The 21098-nt window shown below is 69.1% G+C and carries 24 protein-coding genes; 13 read left to right on the plus strand and 11 right to left on the minus strand.

Translation table 11 applies throughout. The features are described 5' to 3' along the window. Nucleotides 1-18: 18 nt before the first annotated feature. Genes OG579_RS09005 through OG579_RS09015 form a run of 3 tightly spaced genes read left to right on the plus strand, consistent with a single transcriptional unit; the run spans nt 19 to nt 2670 of the window. On the plus strand, nt 19-957 hold the full coding sequence (locus tag OG579_RS09005) for a metal ABC transporter solute-binding protein, Zn/Mn family (protein ID WP_328858854.1): 939 nt from the start codon (nt 19-21) through the stop codon (nt 955-957). Further along, a complete protein-coding gene (locus OG579_RS09010) occupies nt 929-1798 on the plus strand; it encodes a metal ABC transporter ATP-binding protein (protein ID WP_408068770.1) in 870 nt (289 codons plus the stop codon). The genes OG579_RS09005 and OG579_RS09010 overlap by 29 nt, the downstream gene beginning before the upstream one ends. Next, nucleotides 1795-2670, plus strand: coding sequence for a metal ABC transporter permease (locus tag OG579_RS09015; RefSeq protein WP_328858855.1), 876 nt, complete (start codon nt 1795-1797; stop codon nt 2668-2670). Before OG579_RS09010 ends, OG579_RS09015 begins: the two co-directional genes overlap by 4 nt. On the opposite strand, the gene OG579_RS09020 is transcribed toward OG579_RS09015, so the two are convergent. From OG579_RS09020 to OG579_RS09030, 3 genes are read right to left on the minus strand one after another with little or no spacing between them, the layout of a single operon-like run. Next, nucleotides 2595-3647 (minus strand): cation diffusion facilitator family transporter, encoded by a 1053-nt coding sequence (locus tag OG579_RS09020; protein ID WP_328858856.1) that lies wholly within the window; start codon nt 3645-3647, stop codon nt 2595-2597. The genes OG579_RS09015 and OG579_RS09020 overlap by 76 nt on opposite strands. Beyond that, the gene (locus OG579_RS09025; RefSeq protein WP_328858857.1) at nt 3644-4048 is read right to left on the minus strand and encodes an ArsR/SmtB family transcription factor; all 405 of its coding nucleotides are present in this window, start codon (nt 4046-4048) and stop codon (nt 3644-3646) included. The genes OG579_RS09020 and OG579_RS09025 overlap by 4 nt, the downstream gene beginning before the upstream one ends. A gap of 16 nt (nt 4049-4064) precedes the next feature. Continuing rightward, nucleotides 4065-4529: a DUF2599 domain-containing protein gene (locus tag OG579_RS09030; RefSeq protein ID WP_328858858.1), complete on the minus strand. Its 465-nt coding sequence runs from the start codon at nt 4527-4529 to the stop codon at nt 4065-4067. A gap of 53 nt (nt 4530-4582) precedes the next feature. On the opposite strand from OG579_RS09030, the gene OG579_RS09035 reads away from it, so the two are divergent. Continuing rightward, entirely contained in the window at nt 4583-5410 is an 828-nt protein-coding gene (locus OG579_RS09035; RefSeq protein WP_328858859.1) for an alpha/beta fold hydrolase, read from the plus strand. On the opposite strand, the gene OG579_RS09040 is transcribed toward OG579_RS09035, so the two are convergent. Further along, nucleotides 5369-6883 carry a carboxylesterase/lipase family protein gene (locus OG579_RS09040; protein WP_328858860.1) on the minus strand — a complete coding sequence of 505 codons (1515 nt, stop codon included), beginning with the start codon at nt 6881-6883 and terminating at the stop codon, nt 5369-5371. The two genes, OG579_RS09035 and OG579_RS09040, sit on opposite strands and share 42 nt — an antisense overlap. A 50-nt stretch (nt 6884-6933) precedes the next feature. Here OG579_RS09040 and OG579_RS09045 point away from each other — a divergent pair, with 50 nt between their 5' ends. From OG579_RS09045 to OG579_RS09070, 6 genes are all read left to right on the plus strand, one after another. After that, nucleotides 6934-7704 carry a LamB/YcsF family protein gene (locus tag OG579_RS09045; protein WP_328858861.1) on the plus strand — a complete coding sequence of 257 codons (771 nt, stop codon included), beginning with the start codon at nt 6934-6936 and terminating at the stop codon, nt 7702-7704. Then, nucleotides 7704-9257 carry an AMP-binding protein gene (locus tag OG579_RS09050; RefSeq protein ID WP_328858862.1) on the plus strand — a complete coding sequence of 518 codons (1554 nt, stop codon included), beginning with the start codon at nt 7704-7706 and terminating at the stop codon, nt 9255-9257. Before OG579_RS09045 ends, OG579_RS09050 begins: the two co-directional genes overlap by 1 nt. Then, on the plus strand, nt 9254-9628 hold the full coding sequence (locus OG579_RS09055) for a VOC family protein (RefSeq protein WP_328858863.1): 375 nt from the start codon (nt 9254-9256) through the stop codon (nt 9626-9628). Before OG579_RS09050 ends, OG579_RS09055 begins: the two co-directional genes overlap by 4 nt. Further along, nucleotides 9549-10367: a class I SAM-dependent methyltransferase gene (locus OG579_RS09060; protein ID WP_328858864.1), complete on the plus strand. Its 819-nt coding sequence runs from the start codon at nt 9549-9551 to the stop codon at nt 10365-10367. The genes OG579_RS09055 and OG579_RS09060 overlap by 80 nt, the downstream gene beginning before the upstream one ends. Before the next feature lie 66 nt (nt 10368-10433). Continuing rightward, complete coding sequence (locus OG579_RS09065; protein ID WP_328858865.1) at nt 10434-11759, plus strand: HNH endonuclease; 1326 nt, start codon at nt 10434-10436, stop codon at nt 11757-11759. A gap of 28 nt (nt 11760-11787) precedes the next feature. Further along, nucleotides 11788-12369: a dihydrofolate reductase family protein gene (locus tag OG579_RS09070; protein WP_328858866.1), complete on the plus strand. Its 582-nt coding sequence runs from the start codon at nt 11788-11790 to the stop codon at nt 12367-12369. Here the strand turns inward: OG579_RS09070 and OG579_RS09075 are convergent. Then, a complete protein-coding gene (locus OG579_RS09075) occupies nt 12290-13519 on the minus strand; it encodes an MFS transporter (RefSeq protein WP_328858867.1) in 1230 nt (409 codons plus the stop codon). The genes OG579_RS09070 and OG579_RS09075 overlap by 80 nt on opposite strands. Nucleotides 13520-13588: 69 nt before the next feature. Here OG579_RS09075 and OG579_RS09080 point away from each other — a divergent pair, with 69 nt between their 5' ends. Beyond that, nucleotides 13589-14158 (plus strand): TetR/AcrR family transcriptional regulator, encoded by a 570-nt coding sequence (locus OG579_RS09080; protein ID WP_328858868.1) that lies wholly within the window; start codon nt 13589-13591, stop codon nt 14156-14158. Here OG579_RS09080 and rlmB read toward each other — a convergent pair. The 5 genes from rlmB to OG579_RS09105 are packed head-to-tail and all read right to left on the minus strand — an operon-like array spanning nt 14149 to nt 18182. After that, complete coding sequence (gene rlmB / locus OG579_RS09085) at nt 14149-15120, minus strand: 23S rRNA (guanosine(2251)-2'-O)-methyltransferase RlmB (RefSeq protein ID WP_328858869.1); 972 nt, start codon at nt 15118-15120, stop codon at nt 14149-14151. The genes OG579_RS09080 and rlmB overlap by 10 nt on opposite strands. Next, a complete protein-coding gene (gene cysS / locus OG579_RS09090; protein ID WP_328858870.1) occupies nt 15120-16511 on the minus strand; it encodes a cysteine--tRNA ligase in 1392 nt (463 codons plus the stop codon). The genes rlmB and cysS overlap by 1 nt, the downstream gene beginning before the upstream one ends. Before the next feature lie 15 nt (nt 16512-16526). Beyond that, nucleotides 16527-16994 (minus strand): 2-C-methyl-D-erythritol 2,4-cyclodiphosphate synthase, encoded by a 468-nt coding sequence (ispF, locus tag OG579_RS09095; protein WP_045821878.1) that lies wholly within the window; start codon nt 16992-16994, stop codon nt 16527-16529. After that, the gene (ispD, locus tag OG579_RS09100) at nt 16995-17675 is read right to left on the minus strand and encodes a 2-C-methyl-D-erythritol 4-phosphate cytidylyltransferase (RefSeq protein WP_328858871.1); all 681 of its coding nucleotides are present in this window, start codon (nt 17673-17675) and stop codon (nt 16995-16997) included. Between the two features lie 18 nt (nt 17676-17693). Continuing rightward, nucleotides 17694-18182 (minus strand): CarD family transcriptional regulator, encoded by a 489-nt coding sequence (locus tag OG579_RS09105; protein WP_045821876.1) that lies wholly within the window; start codon nt 18180-18182, stop codon nt 17694-17696. A 246-nt stretch (nt 18183-18428) separates the two neighbouring features. Here OG579_RS09105 and OG579_RS09110 point away from each other — a divergent pair, with 246 nt between their 5' ends. Together OG579_RS09110 and radA are read left to right on the plus strand one after the other, a co-directional pair. Next, a complete protein-coding gene (locus OG579_RS09110; protein WP_328858872.1) occupies nt 18429-19109 on the plus strand; it encodes a hypothetical protein in 681 nt (226 codons plus the stop codon). A 56-nt stretch (nt 19110-19165) separates the two neighbouring features. Beyond that, nucleotides 19166-20542, plus strand: coding sequence for a DNA repair protein RadA (radA, locus tag OG579_RS09115; protein ID WP_045821874.1), 1377 nt, complete (start codon nt 19166-19168; stop codon nt 20540-20542). Here the strand turns inward: radA and OG579_RS09120 are convergent. Continuing rightward, a complete protein-coding gene (locus OG579_RS09120; protein ID WP_328858873.1) occupies nt 20530-21060 on the minus strand; it encodes a PaaI family thioesterase in 531 nt (176 codons plus the stop codon). The two genes, radA and OG579_RS09120, sit on opposite strands and share 13 nt — an antisense overlap. Between the last annotated feature and the right edge of the window lie 38 nt (nt 21061-21098).

Raw genomic sequence — 21098 nt, forward strand, 5'->3', positions numbered from 1 at the left:
CGAGGAGTGGAGTGTGCGATGAGTTCGAAGACCGTTCGTGGGGTGTCGGCCCGGGTTGCGGGTCTGGCCGCAGCAGTGATCGCCGCGACGGTGGTCGCCGGGTGTTCGGGCGACACCACCGAGGCCGCGGGCGCCCCCGGGGAGCCCGTCGTCGTCGCCTCCACCGACGTGTGGGGTTCGGTCGCCGCCGCCGTCGCGGGCAAGGACGCCGGCGTCACCTCGCTCTACACCTCGCCCGACGGTGACCCGCACGAGTTCGAGGCCACCGCGCGCGACACCGCGAAGGTGTTCGACGCCGACGTCGTGGTGCTCAACGGCGCCGATTACGACGCCTACATGGAGAAGGCGCCGAAGAACCCCGACGCCAAGGTGATCAGCGCGTACGACGCCTACAAGAAGATCAACCCGAGCGCGCCCACCGGCGCCGGCGAGGTCAACGAGCACTTCTTCTACGACTTCGACGTCGTGAAGGCCGTCGCATCCGACATCGCCGACGCCCTGGCCGAGAAGTTCCCGGCCGACAAGGACGCCTTCGCCGCCAACGCGAAGCAGTTCGAGGACAAGGTCACCGACCTGCAGACCACGTTGGCCTCGATCAAGGCGGCCCACGCCGGCGCGAAGGTCGCCCAGACCGAGCCGCTCGCGGCGTACCTGCTCGCCGAGGCGGGCCTGGTCGACGCGACGCCGTCGTCGTTCACCGACGCCGTCGAGGCGGGCAACGACCCGCCCGCCGCCGCAGTCGCGACCACCGAGGACCTGGTGCGCAACAAGACCGTCTCGGCGCTGCTCTACAACACCCAGGCCGTCGACGAGACGACCAAGCGCCTGCTGGCCGCCGCCGACTCCGACGGTCTCCCCGTCGTGAAGTTGACCGAGACCCTGCCGTCCGGAGTCACCGACTACGTGGCCTGGCAGAAGGCTACGGTGGATGCGATCGCGGCCTCCCTGTCGCGCTGATCCATCTCCACTCGCCACCTCTCGACACCGGAGCATCGCCATCACCGCCAGCGTCCCTGCCATCGACATCCGTGGTGCGCGACTGCGCTTCGGTGACCGCGTGCTGTGGTCGGATTTCGACCTGACCGTCGCCCCCGGCGAGTTCGTCGCGGTACTCGGGCCCAACGGGTCGGGCAAGACCTCGCTGCTGCGCACGCTGCTCGGTCAGTACCGACTGGACGCGGGCACCATCTCCATCGACGGCCGCAACGGCACCGACCGGTCGAAGATCGGGTACGTGCCCCAGCAGCGCCCGCACGACGAGGGGGTGCCGCTACGCGGACGCGACCTCGTGGGCATGGGCGTCGACGGCCGCGCGTGGGGTGTGGGGTGGCGCAACCGTAAGGCCCGAAAGGCCGCAGTGGATCTCGCGATCGATCAGGTCGATGCCCGCGCCTTCGTCGACGCCCCGCTCGGCCTGCTCTCCGGTGGCGAGCAGCAGCGGATGCGGGTGGCCCAGGCCCTCGCGAGCGACCCCGTCGTGCTGCTGTGCGACGAGCCGCTGCTCAGTCTCGATCCGGCGAATCAGGCACGCGTGGCGCAGCTGATCGACCGTCGACGTCGCGCGGCGGCGACCGCGGTCGTGTTCGTCACCCACGAGATCAATCCCGTTCTCCCCTACGTCGATCGCGTCGTCTACCTCGTCGACGGCCGGTTCCGGATCGGCACCACCGACGAGGTGATGAACTCCGCGGTGCTCAGCGAGTTGTATCGCACGAAGGTCGACGTGCTGCGCGTGCGCGACCGCCTCGTCGTCGTGGGTGCCGACGAGGCCGCCTGCCACGGCGCCGAGGCGCTGTGAGCACCGTCGACTGGGGCAGTTTCCTCGACGTCGGTCTCGCGGGAGACCTGCTGGCGCGGCCCTTCGTGCAGCAGTCGTTGCTGGCGTTGGCGCTGCTCGCGCTGCTCGGCGGCCTCCTCGGTCCGACGGTGGTCGCGCGCCAGATGTCGTTCGCCGTGCACGGCACCGCCGAGTTGTCCTTCACCGGTGCGGCGTTGGCCCTGCTGCTCGGCGTCAGCGTCAACATCGGCGGCGTGGTGGGTTCCATCGTCGCCGCGCTCATCTTCGGGTTGCTCGGCAGCCGTGTGCGCGAACGTGATTCGGTGATCGGCGTGGTGATGGCGTTCGGACTGGGTCTCGGCGTGCTGTTCATCGCGACCTACGGTCGTACCGGCACCGGTTTCGCCCTGTTGACCGGACAGGTGGTCAGCGTCGGGGCCGACGGTCTGACCGCCGTCGCGATCACCACCGTCGTCGTGGTCGCCGTGCTCGCGGTGATCTACCGCCCACTGCAGTTCGCGAGCACCGACCCCACGGTCGCCGAGGCGCTCGGGGTGCCCACGCGCACACTGTCGTTGGTGTTCGCGGTCCTGCTCGGCGCCAGTGTCGCGCAGGGGGTGCAGATCATCGGCGCCCTGCTGGTGATGTCGCTGTTCATCACCCCCGCCGCCGCGGCCACCCGCGTGACCTCCACCCCGACCACGGTGGTGCTGCTGTCGATCCTGTTCGCCGAGATCGCCGCGGTGGGCGGACTGATCCTCTCGCTGGCACCGAATCTGCCGGTGTCGGTGATGGTCACGACCATCTCGTTCGCGATCTACGTCGTCTGCCGCCTCGTCGGTGGCCGCAGGCTCCGTTCGGCCGGACGCGTACGGGTGCCGTCGGCGACCTGATGCCCTGGGTAGGCGTGCACCTGGGCGGTGGCCAGGCGTGGGACGCCGTCGATCAGCGCGTGTTCGGCACGGTGGGCGAGCGCATGGGCGTCGCGCAGCGCGGTGTCGGGCGCGACGTCGAGATCGGCCTCGGCGTGCAGGGTGTGCCCCACCCATCGCATCCGTAACCCGGCCACACCGTCCACCCCGGGCATCGAGGCGAGCACCTCCTCGGCCGAGCCGACGATCTCCGGGTCGACGCCGTCCATGAGGCGCCGGAACACATCTCGTGCCGCGCCGACGAGCACCATGAGGATGGCCGCGGTGATCACCAACCCCACGATCGGGTCGGCGATCGGGAAACCGGCCGCCGCACCGGCGGCGCCGACGAGCACCGCCAGCGAGGTGAACCCGTCGGTGCGTGCGTGTTTCCCGTCCGCGACGAGAGCGACCGATCCGATGCGACGGCCGATGGTGATGCGGTACCGCGCGACGATCTCGTTGCCGACGAACCCGATGGCACCGGCCGCGGCGACCCAGGGCAGATGCGACAGGGGCGCGGGCTCGATGAGACGCCGCACCGCCTCGACCCCGGCGACCACCGCCGACGCGAGGATCATCAGAACCACGAACAGCCCGGCGAGATCCTCCGCGCGGCCGAACCCGTAGGTGTAGCGCCGAGTCGGCGCGCGGCGACCGAGGACGAACGCGATCCACAGCGGCACCGAGGTGAGTGCGTCGGAGAAGTTGTGGATCGTGTCGGCGAGCAGTGCCACCGACCCCGACACCACGACCACGGCGAGCTGCACGATCGCCGTCGCCAGCAGCACCGCCATGCTGATCTTCACCGCGCGGATGCCCTGTGCGCTCGACTCCATGGCGCTGTCGACCTTGTCGGCGGAGTCGTGGCTGTGCGGCGTGAAGGCGTGTGTCAGCGCATGCCGCCACCCACGGTGGTGGTGATGGTCGTGATGATGGTGGGGATGGTCGCCGGTCATGCGCCGCCGGCCTTCTCGGACGGCACGATGGCGATCGGGGCGTCGACGTGGGCGTCGGGACGGTGATGCCCGGGGGTGCCGGGTCCGGCGTGTTCGGCGTTGAACACCGCGTCGACCACCATCTGCCGCACGTGGTCGTTCTCGAGACGATAGAAGACCGAGGTCCCCTCCTTGCGGGTACGCACCAGGCGCGCCATGCGGAGCTTGGCGAGGTGCTGACTCACCGACGGCGCCGGTTTGCCGACCTTCTCCGAGAGCTCGTTGACCGAGCACTCGCGGTCCACCAGCGCCCACAGCATCTGCACACGGGTGGCGTCAGAGAGCATGCGGAACACCTCGACCACCAGGGCGACCTGGTCGTCGGCGAGTGTCCGACGGCAAACACCCTTATCTGCATTCATACGCAGATAGTAGCGTTCACTCCTCGGCGCCACCAGGGTTGCAGCGGTCGTCGATCATCTGTTGGGCGCTGACCACCGGACGCCACGGTTCGAGATTCCAGCTCGGTTTGTCCGGCGCGACGATGCGCGCGAACGTCCAGTGACAGTCGAACTGCGCGCGCATGCCGGGGGTGTCGGCGCCGGGATCGTCGGCGAGCACCTCGGCCCAGGCGGTCGCGTTGTCACCCGCACCCTGCGCCGCCCGTCCCGACGCCGTCGGGTAGACCTGCACGCTCGTGCCCGACGGCAGCTGAACGACCTGCACCCGCTCGACGAACGGCGGCTCGGCCGGGGCCTGCGAGGCGGTGATCACCTCGGGCGTCGTGCTCGGTGGAGGTGTCGACACCGTCGCGTCGGTGCCACTGTCGGTCGAGCAGGCGGAGGCGACCATCGCGGCGCCGAGAACCAGACCGTAGGCGGCGTGGCGGCGTCGAGTTGACATCGATTGAGCCTCGTTTCGGTGATCGCGACACGGCCTCTGCGAGCATGGGGCGCATGTCCAGCCTGTCCGGTGCCGACGATACGCACACCCTGCGACCGGTCGACGGTGTCCACAAGGTCGACGGGGGTGAATACATCGACGTCGCCGGCCATCCCGTGTGGCACTTCGTCGACGGCGAGGGCACCCCCGTGGTGCTGCTGCACGGCGCGTTCGCCGGGGCGTCGTCGTTCGGCGCCCAGATCCCCGAGATCCTCAAGGCCGGGTGGAAGGTCCACGCACCGGAGCGATGCGGGCACGCCCACTCCCCCGATACCGACGCCGCCTTCAGCTACTCGACGATGGCCGACGACACGATCGCCTACCTCGAGGTCGCGATCGGCCGCCCGGCACATCTGGTGGGGTGGAGCGACGGCGCCGTGGTGGCCCTGCTGGTCGCCCAGCGCCGCCCCGACCTCGTCGACCGGATGGTCCTCGTCGGGCAGTACTTCAACAGTTCCGGACGTGTCGCCGACGGCATCACCGACGGACTCCTCGCCGACAGTTCCGCGATGACGTTCCTGCGCGCCGAATACGATGCGGTGTCACCCGACGGGCCGGAACATTTCAAGACCGTCTACCGCAAGACCATCGACATGATCGCCGCCGAGCCCGAGATCGATCTCGCGTCACTCGCGTCGGTCACCACACCCACCCTGGTCGCCCAGGGTGACCGCGACGAGGTGACCGTGGCGCACAGCGTCGACGTGGTGGCCGCACTCCCCGCGGGACGCCTGGCGGTCCTGCCCGGCACGCATCTGTTGCCGCTCGAATCGCCTGACGTGTTCAACCCGCTGATGCTGTCATTCCTGGCCGGGGATCCCCCCGCCCAATGGGACCTCTGAGTACTCGCGGTAGCGGCTCCACGCCTCGCGGCGCTGCGCGTGCGGGTCGAGTTCGATGCGACTCGGATCGTCGATGACCTTCACCGCACGCGTGGTGGTCTCGTAGCGACGCCATCCTGATCGGGGTGCGCCGGTGGCCGCGAACGACGCCCAGTCCGACTGCATCCCGGCGGTGACCCGGCGCGCCGAGCGTCGGTCTCCGGCAAAGGTGAGCAGACCGCCGACGCGTGAGGTGAACAGCCCGAACACCCCGAACAGCTCGATGCCGTGGGTGGCACCGAACCCGCTGATGTCGAGGATCCGGGTGGAGTAGTCGAATCGGTACATGTAGGTCGGCGAGTGGGCGCTGTGCCCGTCGGCGATCGCGACCGACGGCGCCCAGAAGATCATGTCCGCCATGATCTGTCGGCAGGCCGCGGGTTCGGGGTAGTCCGGGTAGGAGTCGAGGATCGCGGCGCGTACGTCGGGGTCGGCACCGGCGAGTACCCGCTCGAGTGCCGAGGGCGAGGTGGGCAGCACCGGGAACACCTTGGCGAAGAGGTTCGCCTCGACGAGGTTGCTGCCGAGCAACAGCGGCACGGCGTGCGTCTCGCCGCGATCGGCGGCCTCGAGCGGATCGATCGGCAGCAGATCGCCGTCGACGGTGGGACCGAAAGGCAGTGCGCCGGGGATCATCTTCGCGACGCGGCGGGAGAGCTGATCGCCCGCGCGGCCCAGTTCGGCGGGGGTCGCGGTGTGCAGGGCGGCGACCGGGTCGTCGTGGGTCTCGGCGAGGATGTCGACGAACGTCGAGGCGAACTGTGTCGCCCACTCGGCCTTCAACGTCAGCGCCGGCGCCGAACTCTCGGCGATCGCCTTGTGGAACAGTCCGGCCGCCGAGGGGACGGCGAGCAGGGTGGTGACCGCGTTGCCCCCGGCGCTCTCACCGAAGATCGTCACGTTGTCGGGGTCGCCGCCGAACCCGGCGATGTTGCGCTGCACCCACTGCAGTGCGGAGAGTTGGTCGCGCAACCCGAGATTGCTGTCGAAAGTGCGCGTGTCCGAGGAGTATTGGCTGAGATCGAGGTAGCCGAGGGTGCCCAGTCGGTAGTTGATCGACACGTAGACGACGCCGCCCGCGCGGACCAGGGAGTCGCCGCGGTAGGTGAGCGACGAGCCCAGGATGTAGGCACCGCCGTGGATGAACACCATCACCGGCAGCGGCCCGGACCGCTTCGCCGGGGCGAGCACGTTCAGGGTGAGGCAGTCCTCGCTGACCGGCTGGTGCTTGTTGATGCCGATCGTCGTGTACCGACGCGCCTGCGGGGCGGCGTTGCGGAAGCTGTGTGCGAGTCGGACACCCTCCCACGGCGTGGCCGGCTCGGGCGCGCGGAACCGTCGATCACCCATCGGGGGCGCGGCATACGGGATGCCGCGCCAGCTGTGCAGACCGTCGTGATCGACACCCTCGACGACGCCGTCGGTAATGGTCACGCGTGTATCGGAGTGGGACATCCCACGACATTAATCGCTACCCTCGGCTGATGACATCGTCGGACACCCGTGTCGATCTCAACGCCGATCTCGGCGAGGGGTACGGGGTGTGGCGCCTCGGGGACGACCACGCGATGCTCGAGGTGGTCACGAGCGCCAACATCGCGTGCGGATTCCACGCCGGGGACCCCACCTCGTTGCGGGGGACCTGCGCCGCGGCGGTCTCGGCCGGTGTCGCGATCGGGGCGCAGGTGTCCTATCCCGACCGCGTCGGTTTCGGGCGCCGCTTCCTCGACATCGCCCCCGGGGATCTCACCGCCGACGTGATCTACCAGATCGGCGCCCTCGACGGTATCGCGCGCTCGGTCGGCGGTGCCGTCTCCTACGTCAAACCCCATGGGGCGCTGTACAACAGCATCGCCTCCCACCGGTCTCAGGCCCAGGCGGTGGTCGATGCCGTGGTCGCGCTGAACCGCGATCTGCCGCTGTACGGACTACCCGGATCGGTGTCCGCGCGGCTGGCGGAGGCCGCGGGGCTGGCCACCGTCGCCGAGGCCTTCGCCGATCGCGCCTACCGCCCTGACGGCTCGCTGGTCCCGCGATCCGAACCGGGATCGGTCATCACCGACACCGCCACGATCTGCGCGCGGGCATTGCGGATGGTCGTCGACCACGAGGTCGTCGCCGACGACGGCACGGTCGTGGCGGTCGCACCGTCGACGCTGTGTCTGCACGGCGACACCCCCGGCGCGGTCGAGCACGCGCGAGCGGTCGCCGCAACCCTGCGTGAGGAAGGTGTCACCGTCGCTAGAGTGACGTGATGGCCGGTCTCGACACACCTCTGACCCCACTCCGGTTTCTCGAGCGTGCCGCCGAGGTGCACCCCGACGCGATCGGGATCGTCGACGGCGATCGCCGGATGACCAACCGCGAGTTCGCCGATGCGGCGCAGGCACTGGCCGCGGCCGTACGTGCCGCGGGTGTCGATGCCGGTGAACGGGTGGCGTTCCTCGCCACCAATCGCGCGGAGCTGCTGATCGCCCACTTCGGCGTGCCGCTCGCGGGCGCGGTCCTCGTCGCCGTGAACACCCGCCTGTCGCCCGACGAGATCGCCTACATCTGCGAGCACTCGGGCGCGAAGATCCTCATCGGCGAATCCGACCTGCTCGCACCGCTCGCGGATCTGTCCGTCGACGACGTGATCGACCTCGATTCGGGATACGACGCGTTCCTGGCCCGCGGTGACGGAGCAGCGCTGCCGTGGGAGGTGGAGGACGAGACCGCCACGATCACCATCAACTACACCTCCGGGACCACGGGCCGCCCGAAGGGCGTGATGTACACCCACCGCGGCGCCTACCTGAACGCACTGGCCGAGGTGGTGCATCAGGGCTTCGAGCACGCGAGTCGCTACCTGTGGACGTTGCCGATGTTCCACTGCAACGGTTGGTGTACCACGTGGGCGGTGACCGCGGTGGCCGGACGGCACATCTGCCTGCGCGCGGTGCGCGGCGACGACATCTGGCGACTCATCGACACCGAGGGCGTCGACCACATGTGCGGCGCGCCCACCGTGCTGTCGACTCTGGCGACCGCACCCGAAGCCCATCAACTCGACGGACCGTTGACCGTCGTGACCGCCGGCGCACCACCCTCGCCGACCGTGGTGGGCCAGATCCGTTCCCTCGGTGCCACTCTCGTGCACGTCTACGGACTCACCGAGACCTACGGCCCGTACTCGATCTGTGAGCCACAGGATTCGTGGGCCGACCTCGATTCCGACGAGCTCAACGTCGTGATGTCGCGGCAGGGCGTGGGGATGGTGACCGCCGATCGCCTGCGCGTGGTGCGCCCCGACGCCGCCGACGACGGATCGCTGGCCGACGTCGAGCCCGACGGAGTCGAGATGGGCGAGATCGTGATGCGCGGGAACTGCGTCATGAAAGGCTATTTCGCCGATGACGACGCAACCGCGGAGGCCTTCGCCGGCGGCTGGTTCCACAGCGGGGATCTCGGGGTGATGCGCCCCGACGGCTACGTGAAGTTGCTCGACAGGGCGAAGGACGTGGTCATCTCCGGTGGCGAGAACATCTCCACCATCGAGGTCGAGCAGGCCCTCGCCAGTCATCCCGCCGTCGCCGATGTCGTCGTCATCGGTGTCGCCGACGACAAGTGGGGCGAACGCCCGAAAGCCTTCGTGGTCCTGACCGATGGCGCCTCGGTCGAGGCCGCGGAACTCACCGCGCACGTGAAGACGCTCCTCGCCTCGTTCAAGGCACCCCGCGACATCGAGTTCACCGACGCCATCCCCCGCACCTCCACCGGCAAGGTCCGCAAGAACGAGCTCCGGGACGCCGAGCGAGGAAAGAAATGACCTCGCAGGCGTTTGCGTCACTGCATCATGTTCAACTGGCTATGCCGGCTGGTGCCGAAGATGCGGCCACCGCGTTCTACGCCGGAGTACTCGGTATGCAGCCGATCATTAAGCCGCCCGAGCTTGCCGGTCGAGGCGGTGTCTGGTTCCGCTCAGGGGCCGTCGAACTTCATCTCGGTGTCGACGCGGATTTCGTTGCCGCACAGAAGGCTCATCCAGGGATCCTCGTCGACGACCTCGACGGGCTGAGTCGCCTGCTCGCAGACAGCGGATACCCCGTCACTCTCGATGATGCGTTCCCCGGATTTCGCCGCTTCTATGCCTCCGACCCCTTCGGCAATCGCCTCGAGTTCTTGCAGCCACTGCAGTGACGTTCGCCGCACGGCCACGAAGGTCAGATCTGTGAACCCCGCTCAGTTCTACAATCTGCTCAACCCATGGGGCCACAGCGACGACTTCTACCTCGATCTCGTCATGCACGCCGAGACCGTGGTCGACATCGGTTGCGGTACCGGCACACTGCTGCACCGCGCACGCGAGACCGGCCACCGCGGGCGGCTCATCGGTATCGATCCCGATGACGACATGCTCGCCATGGCCCGCCGCCGCGACGACATCGAATGGCAGACCGCAACCGCTTCCGACGTGCGCGGTGTTGCGGCCGACCTCGTCACCATGACCGGTCACGCGTTCCAGACGCTGGCGAGCGACGACGATCTCACGTCGTCGCTGCGTGCGATCGTTGGCTCCATGGCTGCAGGAGGTCGTTTCGCGTTCGAGACGAGGAACCCGATGGTGCAACCGTGGACCCGGTGGGACGAAGAGTTCACGGTCAGCGACGACCGCGGCGACACTCTCACGGTGACACGCCAGGTGGTGTCGGTGCAGGATCAGATCGTGACGTTCGACGAGACATTCTCCATCCCGACGTTGTCGGAGCAGAAGGTTGTTCGCTCTTCTCTTCGGTTTCTGACGGTCGACAACCTGTCGACCGCCCTGAGGTCGGCCGGCCTGGTGATCGAGGAGCAGTTCGGCAACTGGGACCGGAGTCCCGTCACACCGGAGAGTCCCGAAATCATCACCATTGCCTCGACACCTACTGCGGGATAAAGGTTTTCCACAGGACTGCAGAGTCGATCATGGCGGCTGTCGGTGGCTGCAGGTAGTATCGAACACATGAGCGGCGAGGGTGTGGGAGCGACAACAGTTGCGCTGCAATCATTCCTGTCGTCGCTCACTGGCCTGGACGATGCTGGTGACGAGGCGGAGGCGATCGATCGGATCGCGATCCTCGAGGCGATCAAATCCGGATGCGCTGCGGCGCAAACGGTCGAGACGATGCGACTGGAAGAACTTCGCCGTGAGGCCGAGTCCGCAGCGGGTGTGGCCGTTGCGCGACAGGGCCGTGGGTTGGCCGCCGAAGTCGCACTGGCCCGCAAGGCCTCCGGGTCCGCCGGCGGCCGGTATCTCGGGTTCGCACGCGCGGTGATGCGCGAGATGCCCCACACCCGTGCGGCGTGGGCGACCGGTGTGCTCACCGAGTGGCGGGCGACGATCCTGGTTCGCGAGACAGCGCACCTCACCCCGCATGACCGCGCCGAGATCGACCGCCGGTTGTGTGCCGACGTGTCGGCGCTGGAGGGTGTCGGCGACCGGGCACTCGACGCCGAGGTCAAACGCCTCGCCTACGAACTCGACCCACAGGCCGTGGTCGACCGGCACGCCCAGTCGGCCAAAGACCGCCGCGTGTCGACCCGACCCGCACCCGACGGGATGGTGCGCCTGTCGGCGTTGCTGCCGCTGGTGTCGGGGATCTCGGTCTATGCCTCGCTGAAGAGACACGCCGATGCCACCGTCGGCGCCGACGACCGCACCCACGCGCAGATGATGGCCGACGCACTCGTCGAACGCGTCACCGGCGCCGCGACAGTCGACGCCCTGCCGGTGGCGGTGAACGTCGTGATGTCCGACGAGGTCTTGACCGGGAACGGCAGTGCGGCAGCCCATGTCACCGGCTACGGCCCGATCCCCGCCGACACCGCCCGCGACATGGTCTCCACCTCCCTCGATGCTGACGCCGCCACCACCCTGCGCCGGATCTACAAGTCCCCGACGAGCGGCGCACTGGTCGCGATGGACTCCACCGCACGCCTCTTCCCGACCGGACTCAAACACTTCCTCGACCTGCGCGACGAGTCGTGCCGCATCCCGTACTGCGATGCACCGATCGCCGAATACGACCATGCCGACCCCCACTCACGAGGTGGTGACACCTCGGCATCGAACGGTGGCGGCATGTGCCTGACCCACAACCGAGCCAAACAGAACCCCGGCTGGCGAATGACCACCGCCGACCACACCGACACCACCCGGCACACCGCGACCGTCACCACACCCACCGGGCACGCCCACGTCTCCCGAGCCCCGGCGCCCCCGGGCCACCACGACGAACCCAACAGTCTCATCGAACGACACCTTCGAGCTCTGCTCGACGCCGCCTGACCTCGACATCGGCATAATCGACGTCACCATGCGCGAACTCGTCTACTACGTGGCCGTCAGTCTCGACGGCTTCATCGCCGACCCCGACGGCGGATTCGACGCCTTCCCCATCGAAGGTGATCACGCGGCGGTCGTGTTCGACGAGTACGCCGACGCATTACCCGTCCACGCGTTGACGGCACTCGGGATCGAGCCGTCACGAACACGATTCGACACCGTCATCATGGGGTCGAACACCATGGCGCCTGCCCTGGCCATCGGGATCACGAGCCCGTACCCGCACCTGCGGCAGTTCGTCGCCAGCAGACGACCACCTGATCACGACCCTGCGATCACCGTGACCGACGATCCCCTCTCCACCGTTCGAGACCTGAAGACGCACGACGGCCTGGACATCTGGTTGTGCGGCGGCGGTGAACTCGCCGGCGCACTCCTCCCCGAGGTCGACCGTCTCGTCCTGAAACGACAGCCACTCGTCTTCGGATCCGGCGTCCCGCTGTTCGGGCGCGCGCCCTACAAGCCACGCGCCTTCACCCGAATCCGAACGCGCCCGTTCGAGTCCGGTGTCGTCGTGGAGGAGTACGCCGCTTCCGGGCCCCGTCACACCTGACGGCGCCCCGTGGAGAGTCTGATCGAACGTCATCTCGCGGCACTGCTCGCTGCCTGAGAACGGCCGGCACAACGGCAGCGGCGCAGAGACCAGCCGCGAGCACGAAGGCCGCCGCGTATCCCAACGTCCCGACCATCCCACCCAGCGCCGCCGAACCCACCGCCTGTCCCAGTACCAACGAAACGAACAGCAACGCCGTCCCCTGCGCCGCGCCGGCGCGATCGATCCTCGCGCTCCAGGCGATGAGCGCCGACGTGGCTGCCGTGAACCCCCAGCCGAAGCAGGCACACGCCACGAGCGCTGTCACGATCTGTTCGCGGCCCACACCCAGCGCCGCGACCGAGACAACCAGCACCCCGCACGTCACGGTCCACGCCGACCTCGGCGCGAGACGGCTCATGGCACCCGATGTCGCGATCACCGTCGTCGCACCGACGCCCAACAGCACCCACGCGCCGACACTGCCCCGCTCTCCGACGACACCCGCATCGACGAGAACCCCACGCCCGTAGGTCCACATCGCGCTCGACCCGGCCCCCATGAGGACCGCGGCCACCGCGGGTGCTGCGTGAGCGCGCAACCATGCCGAGTCCATGCGAGTGGAGACCGTCGTGGGCGCGGACCCCGTCCCGCGATCGGCCGCGAGCAGCGCCACGGCGATCACCGCGGTCGCCGCACCGACCACCCACCACGCCGTCCGCCACTCCGGCAGCACGACCAGCGCCAGCACCCCCGCACCGACCACCCCCGGCCCCGTTCCCGCATTCACCACCGACTGCGCGCGGCTCACCCGATCCGGGGCAACCGATCGCCCGACGATCGTGACAAGCGCAGGCGACGCCAGCCCCGCACCGGCCGATCCGACGATCGCGGACACGGCAAACCACGCGACCCCGTCGGCCGCCGCCATGCCCCACACCCCGACCACCCCCGACACCGCGGCGACCGCGACCTGCCCACGCGCCCCACGGCCACCGAGCACCAACCCGGCGACGGCGGCCACGCAGTAGAACAGCGACGATCCCGATGACACGAGGCCCGCGACGCCGGAGGACATCCCGATGTCGGCCTGCACGTCGGGCAGGAACAACCCGTACGCCAGACGCACCAGACCGTAGGTGGCCGCGATGAACGCGACACCCGACAGCACCGCAGGGACCTCGGCTAAGCTCGTAAACGAAAACGATCGTTTCATATTTGTCAGCCTAGTCTGAGGACCATGCCGATGCGCAAGAGCTCCGAGCAGAAATTGCTCGACGCGGTCGACGAGCTGCTGTTCACCCAGGGGATCGAGTCGACACCTGTCGATGCGGTGTTGGCCCGCGCAGGCGTGTCGGCGGCGACGCTCTACCGCGGCTACCGCAGCAAGGAGGCCCTCGTCGCGGCCGCACTCGAACGACGCCACGAACGGTGGCGCGACGAATGGGACCAGGCCGTCGCCGCAGCCACCGACGACGAGGACAAGCTGCTCGCGGTCTTCGACGCGCTCGAGTCGTTCCACACGCGCACCGACAGTGCGAGGTGGTGCGCGTTCCTCGGCGCGGCGGCCGAATATGCCTCGCCGCCCGACGAACTCGCCGACGCCATCGCCCGTGACACCCACCATTTCCGGACGCGACTGCGCGAACTGGCCGAGAAGGCCGCGTGCACCGATCCGGATGATCTGGCCGAGGACCTGTTGCTGGTCATCAGCGGCGAGCTCACGATGCGACTGCGCGACCCCGACGGATCAGCGGGACCGGGACGGCGCATCGCGACCGCACTGGTGCGGGCCGCGCGTCAGACCTGACGGCGCTGGCGGGCGAACTCTGCGAGCACGACACCCGCGGCGACCGAGGCGTTGAGGCTCTCGACCGGGCCGGCCATGGGGATGGACAGGATCGAGTCACAGGACTCGCGGACGAGTCGCGAGAGGCCCTTGCCCTCCGAGCCGACCACGATCACCGTGGGACCAGTGCCGTCGTAGGAGTCGAGTTCGGTGTCGCCGTCGGCGTCGAGACCGACGAGCTGTGCCCCGTCGGCTGCCCAGTCCTTCAGCGTGCGAGTGAGATTGGCGGCCTGCGCGACCGGCAGACGCGCCGCCGCACCGGCACTGGTCCGCCACGCGACCGCGGTCACGCTCGCACTGCGGCGTTGCGGGATCACGACACCGTGCCCGCCGAACGCGGCCACCGAACGGATCACCGCACCGAGGTTGCGGGGATCGGTGATGTTGTCCAGGGCCACCAGCAGCGGCGGGGTGCCGCTGTCGACGGCGAGCTGCATGAGATCGGACGGATGGGTGTAGCGATACGGCGGCACCTGCAGGGCGATGCCCTGATGCAGCCCGTTGGTGCTCATGCGGTCGAGCTCGGACTTCTGCGCCTCGAGGATCGCGATCCCCTTGTCGCCGGCCATCTTCACGGCCTCCGACACCCGCTCGTCGGGCGTCCCGCCGATCATCACGTACAGCGCGGTCGCGGGGACCCCGGCGCGCAGACACTCGACGACGGGGTTGCGGCCCAACACGTACTCGGGGCCCTCCTCGTCACGGCGCTTGGCCGCGGTCGACCGCCCACGACCGGCACCGGTCGCCGACGCGCTCGCGGCCTTCGCCCGCTTGTGCGCCGCGTGGTACGGCCGGTCCACCGCCTTGGGCGTCGCGCCACGGCCCTCGAGCCCGCGACGCCGGTTGCCGCCGGACCCGGCGACCTGCCCCTTCTTCGTGCCGTCCTTGCGGACTGCACCCTTACGTTTCGAGTTGCCTGCCATCAGTTGCGCCCCTTCAGATTCCACTGGGCGCCGTCGGCGGTGTCGGTCACATCGACACCCGCCTGGGCCAGTCGGTCGCGCACCGCGTCCGCGGTGGCGTAGTCCTTGTTCGCGCGCGCCGTCGCCCGGCGATCCAGTTCGGCGCGGATCAACACGTCGAGAGCCGAGATGGCCTGCGAGTCGTCGTCGGCGGTGTGCCACCGTTCGTCGAGAGGATCGACGCCGAGGACACCCATCATCGCGCGTACCGACGACGCGGCCGCGCGTGCGGTGTCGCTGTCACCGGCCTCGAGTGCGGTGTTGCCCGCACGCACGGTGGTGTGGACCACGGCCAAAGCGGCGGGCACTCCGAGGTCATCGTCGAGCGCCGCGGCGAAATCTGCGCCCACCTCACCGACAGCCACCGGTCCGAACCGCGAATCGACGCGCTGCACAAAGGATTCGACGCGGCGGTACCCGGCCGCGGCCTCGTTCAGCGCACCCTCGGAGTACTCGAGCATCGACCGGTAGTGCGCACTGCCGAGGTAGTACCGCAGTTCCACCGGACGCACCCGCTGCAGCATCGCCGGGATGGCGACCACGTTGCCCAGTGACTTGCTCATCTTCTCGCCACCCATGGTGACCCAGCCGTTGTGCAGCCAGTACTGCGCGAATCCGTCTCCGGCGCCGTGACTCTGGGCGATCTCGTTCTCGTGGTGCGGGAAGATGAGATCCATCCCCCCGCAGTGGATGTCGAACTCGCCGCCGAGCAGCGACGTCGCCATCGCCGAGCACTCGAGATGCCACCCGGGTCGACCCGGTCCCCACGGCGTGGGCCACGACGGCTCGCCGGGCTTGGCGGCCTTCCACAACGTGAAGTCGCGGTCGTCGCGCTTGCCGGTGCCCGCGCTCTCACCCTGGTGCACGTCGTCGAGGCGGTGACCCGACAGCGCGCCGTATTCGGGGAGGCTGCGCACATCGAAGTAGACGTTGCCGTCGGAGGCGTAGGCGTGACCGCGGGAGATGAGACGCTCCATGTACTCCACCATCTGCGTGATGAAGCCGGTCGCGCGAGGTTCGGCCGACGGTGGCAGCACACCCAGTGCGTCGTACGCCGAGGAGAACGCGCGCTCGTGGGTGGCCGCCCACTCCCACCACGGACGGTCGGCGTCGGCGGCCTTGGTGAGGATCTTGTCGTCGATGTCGGTGACGTTGCGGACGAACAGCACGTCGAGACCGGAGTGCAGCAGCCAGCGCCGGAGGATGTCGAACGCGATACCGCTGCGGACATGGCCGATGTGCGGGACGCCCTGCACGGTGGCGCCGCACAGGTACACCGATGCCTGTCCGGCGTGCAGCGGTGCGAATTCACGCACGTCACGCGCGGCGGTGTCGTACAGGCGAAGGGTCACGACGTGCGATCCTACTCAGTCGGCGACGAGCAACAGTGCGGTGGCGACCGCGGCGACACCCTCGCCGCGCCCTGTCAGGCCGAGTCCGTCGGTGGTGGTCGCCGACACCGACACCGGTCCCCCGGCCAGATCCGACAGCAACCGCTGCGCGGCCTCGCGGCGTGGACCGATCTTCGGGCGGTTGCCGATCACCTGCACCGCGGCGTTGCCGACGACGAAACCGGCGTCGGACACGAGCCCGCGCACGTGGGTGAGCATCGTGGCGCCGTCGACACCGTCCCACTCGGGACGGCCGGTGCCGAAGACCGCACCGAGGTCGCCGAGACCCGCCGCCGAGAGCAGCGCGTCACAGAGCGCATGGACCCCGACGTCGCCGTCGGAGTGACCCTCGCACCCGTCGTCGTCGGGGAAATGCAGGCCCACCATCCAGCAGGGTTTACCCGGCTGGACGGGATGGACGTCGGTGCCGATCCCCACGCGCATCTACCGGACTCCTGTCGACTCGAGCAGCATGCGGGCGATCCGCAGATCCCACGCGGTGGTGATCTTGAAGGCCATCAGGTCGCCGGGCACCACGTGGACGGCGTAGCCGGCGGCCTCGGCCAGGCCGGCGTCGTCGGTGGCGTCACCGGCCGCGGCGTGAGCGCGCCGCAGCGCTTCGGGGCGGAAACCCTGCGGGGTCTGTACCGCGCGCAGCGGCGTGCGGTCGACGGTGGCGACGACGGTCTCGACGGCCCCGGACTGCTGTGTGACGACCCGCTTGAGGGTGTCGGTGACCGGGACGGCAGGGACCACGACGTCGGAGCCCTGGCTCACCGCGTCGATCACGCGGGTGAACACCTCGGGTGGGGTGAGTGCGCGGGCGGCGTCGTGGATCAGCACGACATCCGACGCGGACGGACCGACCTCGGCGAGACAGGCGCGGACGGAGTCGCTGCGCACCGACCCGCCGATCACCACGTGGACACGCGGGAGCATCGACCGGGTGGCGTCGAGCAGTTCGGCCGGGACGGCCACGACGACCTCGTCGACGCCGGCGGCGAACACACCGTCGACCGATCGCTCGAGGATGGTGCGGCCGCCGAGGTCGACGAACGCCTTGGGCATCCCCGCACCCAACCGGGTACCGGACCCCGCAGCCGGGATCAGCGCGACGGTCGTCACGGGTGGGGGATGAGCGGCCTAGGAGGCCGCTGCGAGAACCTCGTCGAGGATGATGGCGGCCTTGGCGTCGTCGGTGCCCTGTGCGAGCGACAGCTCGTCGACGAGGACACGACGGGCGCGGGTCAGCATGCGCTTCTCACCCGCGGACAGACCGCGGTCCTGCTCACGACGCCACAGGTCACGCACGATCTCCGAGACCTTGATGATGTCGCCGGAGATGAGCTTCTCCTGGTTGGCCTTGAACCGGCGCGCCCAGTTCGTGGGCTCCTCGGTGTGCGGGGCACGCAACACGTCGAACACCTTGTGCAGACCCTCCGACCCGACGACGTCGCGGACACCGACGTACTCGAGCTTGGTGGACGGGATCTGGACGGTCATGTCACCGTCGGCGATCTTCAGGACGACGTACTCGACCTGCTCTCCCTTGATGGTGCGGATGACGATGTCTTCGACCTTCGCTGCACCGTGATGGGGGTATACAACGGTGTCACCGACTTTGAAATTCAATGTTCCAAGCCCCTTTCGATTTGCCCAGTCTAACACGGGACTGTTTCGCACATCACACAACAGTGCAGGTCAGCGGCCTACCAGCAGCGATCACCCGTGAAGTGTCGATGATCGGTCCACGGCACACCCGCGGGGGCCGACGCCAATTCGCCACCCGAACGCGCTCGAACCGGTCACGGCCACTACGCTCCGTAGTGCAAGATCGGCGCGACCCGTCAGGGTCGACGAGGCAGAAGAGGAAACCCGGTGTCTGTGCTCACTCCCGCGAAGGTCCCCGCTCGCACCCCCGGCCGTCGTGCGGCGCGCGCCGTGGCGATCGCAGCGCTGGGCGGCGCACTGGCGCTCGGTGTCTCGGCCTGCGGCGCCGGTCAGATCGCGCAGACCGCGAACCAGCAGGCCGCGGTCAACGGCTCGTCGGCCACGCTCGGCGACATCGCCCTGCGCGACGTCCACATCGTGTTCCCGAGCCAGGGCACGCAGGCCTTCGCCAACGGCAGCCCGCTCGAGGTCGCGTTCCTCATCTCGAACAACAGCCCGTACCAGGACGACAAGCTCGAGTCGATCACGCTGCCCGGCGGCGGGAGCGTCTCGTTCTCCGGCGCCACCGACATCCCGGCCACGAAGTCGCTGCGCGCGGGCCAGCCCTCGCAGCTGCTCGTCGCGGCCGAGTCGTCGGTCACGTCGGCCTCGCCGACCAGCCCGTCGGCGCCGGACAACAATGCGTCCGACCCCAGCGAGACCCGCATCACCGTCACCGTGAGCGGATACGGCAAGCAGATCACCCCCGGCCTCACCGTGCCGATGGAGTTCGCGTTCGCCAAGGCCGGCAAGACCACCGTCCGCGTCCCGATCGACGCCGGCTCCGAACTGCAGCGTCGCGCCGACCAGCTGCTCAACCCCGAGCCCGCCGAGGGCGGCGAGGGCTGATCGGCTCGGCACTCGCCCCACCCACCCCTGTCACAGCCCGCATCTAGGGTTCACGAGTGGCCAAACCCCGCTCGTCGTATCGCTGTCGTTCGTGTGGCCATCAATCGGCCAAGTGGGTCGGCCGGTGCCCGGAGTGCGGTGAGTGGGGCTCGATCGACGAGGTCGCCACCGCCGCGAGCGCGAGCCGTGGATCGACCGCCGTCGCTCCGTCGTCCCCGGCCCGCCGCATCACCGAGATCGACCCGACGGCGGCCGCGGCGTTCCCCACCGGCATCGGCGAACTCGATCGTGTCCTCGGCGCGGGTGTCGTACCGGGGTCGGTGGTCCTGCTCGCCGGCGAGCCCGGCGTCGGGAAGTCGACGCTGCTGCTCGAGGCCGTGAAGCGATGGGCCGAACAGGGCAAGCGGTCGCTCTACGTGACCGGTGAGGAATCCGCGGCGCAGGTGCGTCTGCGCGCCGAACGCACCGGCGCCGTGCACCCCGAGGTGTTCCTCGCCGCCGAGTCCGATCTCGACACCGTGCTCGGCCACGCCGAACAGGTCGCGCCGACGCTCATGATCGTCGACTCGGTGCAGACGATGGTCGCGTCGGGGTCCGACGGAGTGAACGGCGGTGTCACACAGATCCGTTCGGTCACCACGGCACTCACGTCGCTCGCGAAGAACACCGGCATCGCGATCGTGCTGGTCGGTCACGTGACCAAGGACGGCGCGGTCGCCGGCCCGCGATCACTGGAACATCTCGTCGACGTCGTGCTGGCGTTCGAGGGCGACAAGCACTCGTCGCTGCGCATGGTCCGCGGCATCAAGAACCGGTTCGGTGCGTCCGATGAGGTCGGTTGTTTCGAGCAGCGCGGTGACGGCATCCACGAGGTCCCCGACCCGTCCGGGCTGTTCCTGCACCACCGCGACTCCGACGTGCCGGGCACCGCCATCACCGTGGCGATGGACGGCAAGCGGCCCATGGTCGGTGAGGTGCAGGCGTTGGTCGCGCCGACGCAGAACGGCTCACCACGGCGCGCCGTGAGCGGCCTGGACTCGCAGCGGGTGGCGATGATCCTCGCCGTCCTCGAGGGACGGATCGCGGTGAAGGTGTCCGACGTGGAGGTCTACGTCGCGACCGTCGGCGGCATGAAGCTGACCGAACCCGCGGCCGATCTCGCGGTCGCCCTCGCCGTCGGGTCCATCGTCCGCAAGAAGGCCCTGCCCCGGTCGACGGTCGCGATCGGCGAGGTCGGCCTGGCCGGCGAGGTCCGACGCGTCTCCGGCGTCGGCCGCCGGGTCGCCGAGGCCAAACGGCTGGGGTTCCGGCACGCGATCGTGCCGGCGGGCTCACCCGACCTGCCCAAGGGCATCAAGATCACCGAGGTCGCCGACCTGCACGAGGCGGTGCGTGCGGCGCTCGTGACGAGCGTGGACACCTATTCCTTCTGACCGAGATCTCGCGTCGGACCGAAGTGGGCGTGCGGGTCGACGATCACGAACAACCCGTGGGCACCGGCGACAGGTTCCCCGGCCGCGCGGTCGGCACCGAGGACGGTCGCGGTCGCCTCGGCGTAGACCTGTCGGCGTCGGGTCCCGAGCACGCGGGCGTCGAGACGCAGTCGGGTGCCGATGGGAACGGGGCGGGCGTAGTCGATGTCGAGGACCACGGTGACCGCGGTGAGACCCATCAGCATGAGGCCCAGCCCCATCGACTCATCGAAGACGCTGGCCAGGATGCCGCCGTGGATCACGCCGGGACCACCCTCGAATCGCGGCTCCACCAGCAGTTCACCGGTCGCGGTGACGCCCTCGCCCGCGATCATCGACAGGTGCAGACCGTGCGGCGAACGCGGGCCGCAGCCGTAACACATGGGGTTGTGCGGGGGGATCGTGTCGCCGGGTGCGACGACGTCGTCGCCGCGGCGGGGGGCGTCCAGATCGTCGGGCACGACAAAGGTTGTTCTCACCCGCAGTTAATCTAGTGCACGGTAAACACCCGTAACGA

It is taken from the genome of Williamsia herbipolensis (assembly GCF_036153515.1).
Taxonomy (GTDB): domain Bacteria; phylum Actinomycetota; class Actinomycetes; order Mycobacteriales; family Mycobacteriaceae; genus Williamsia_A; species Williamsia_A herbipolensis.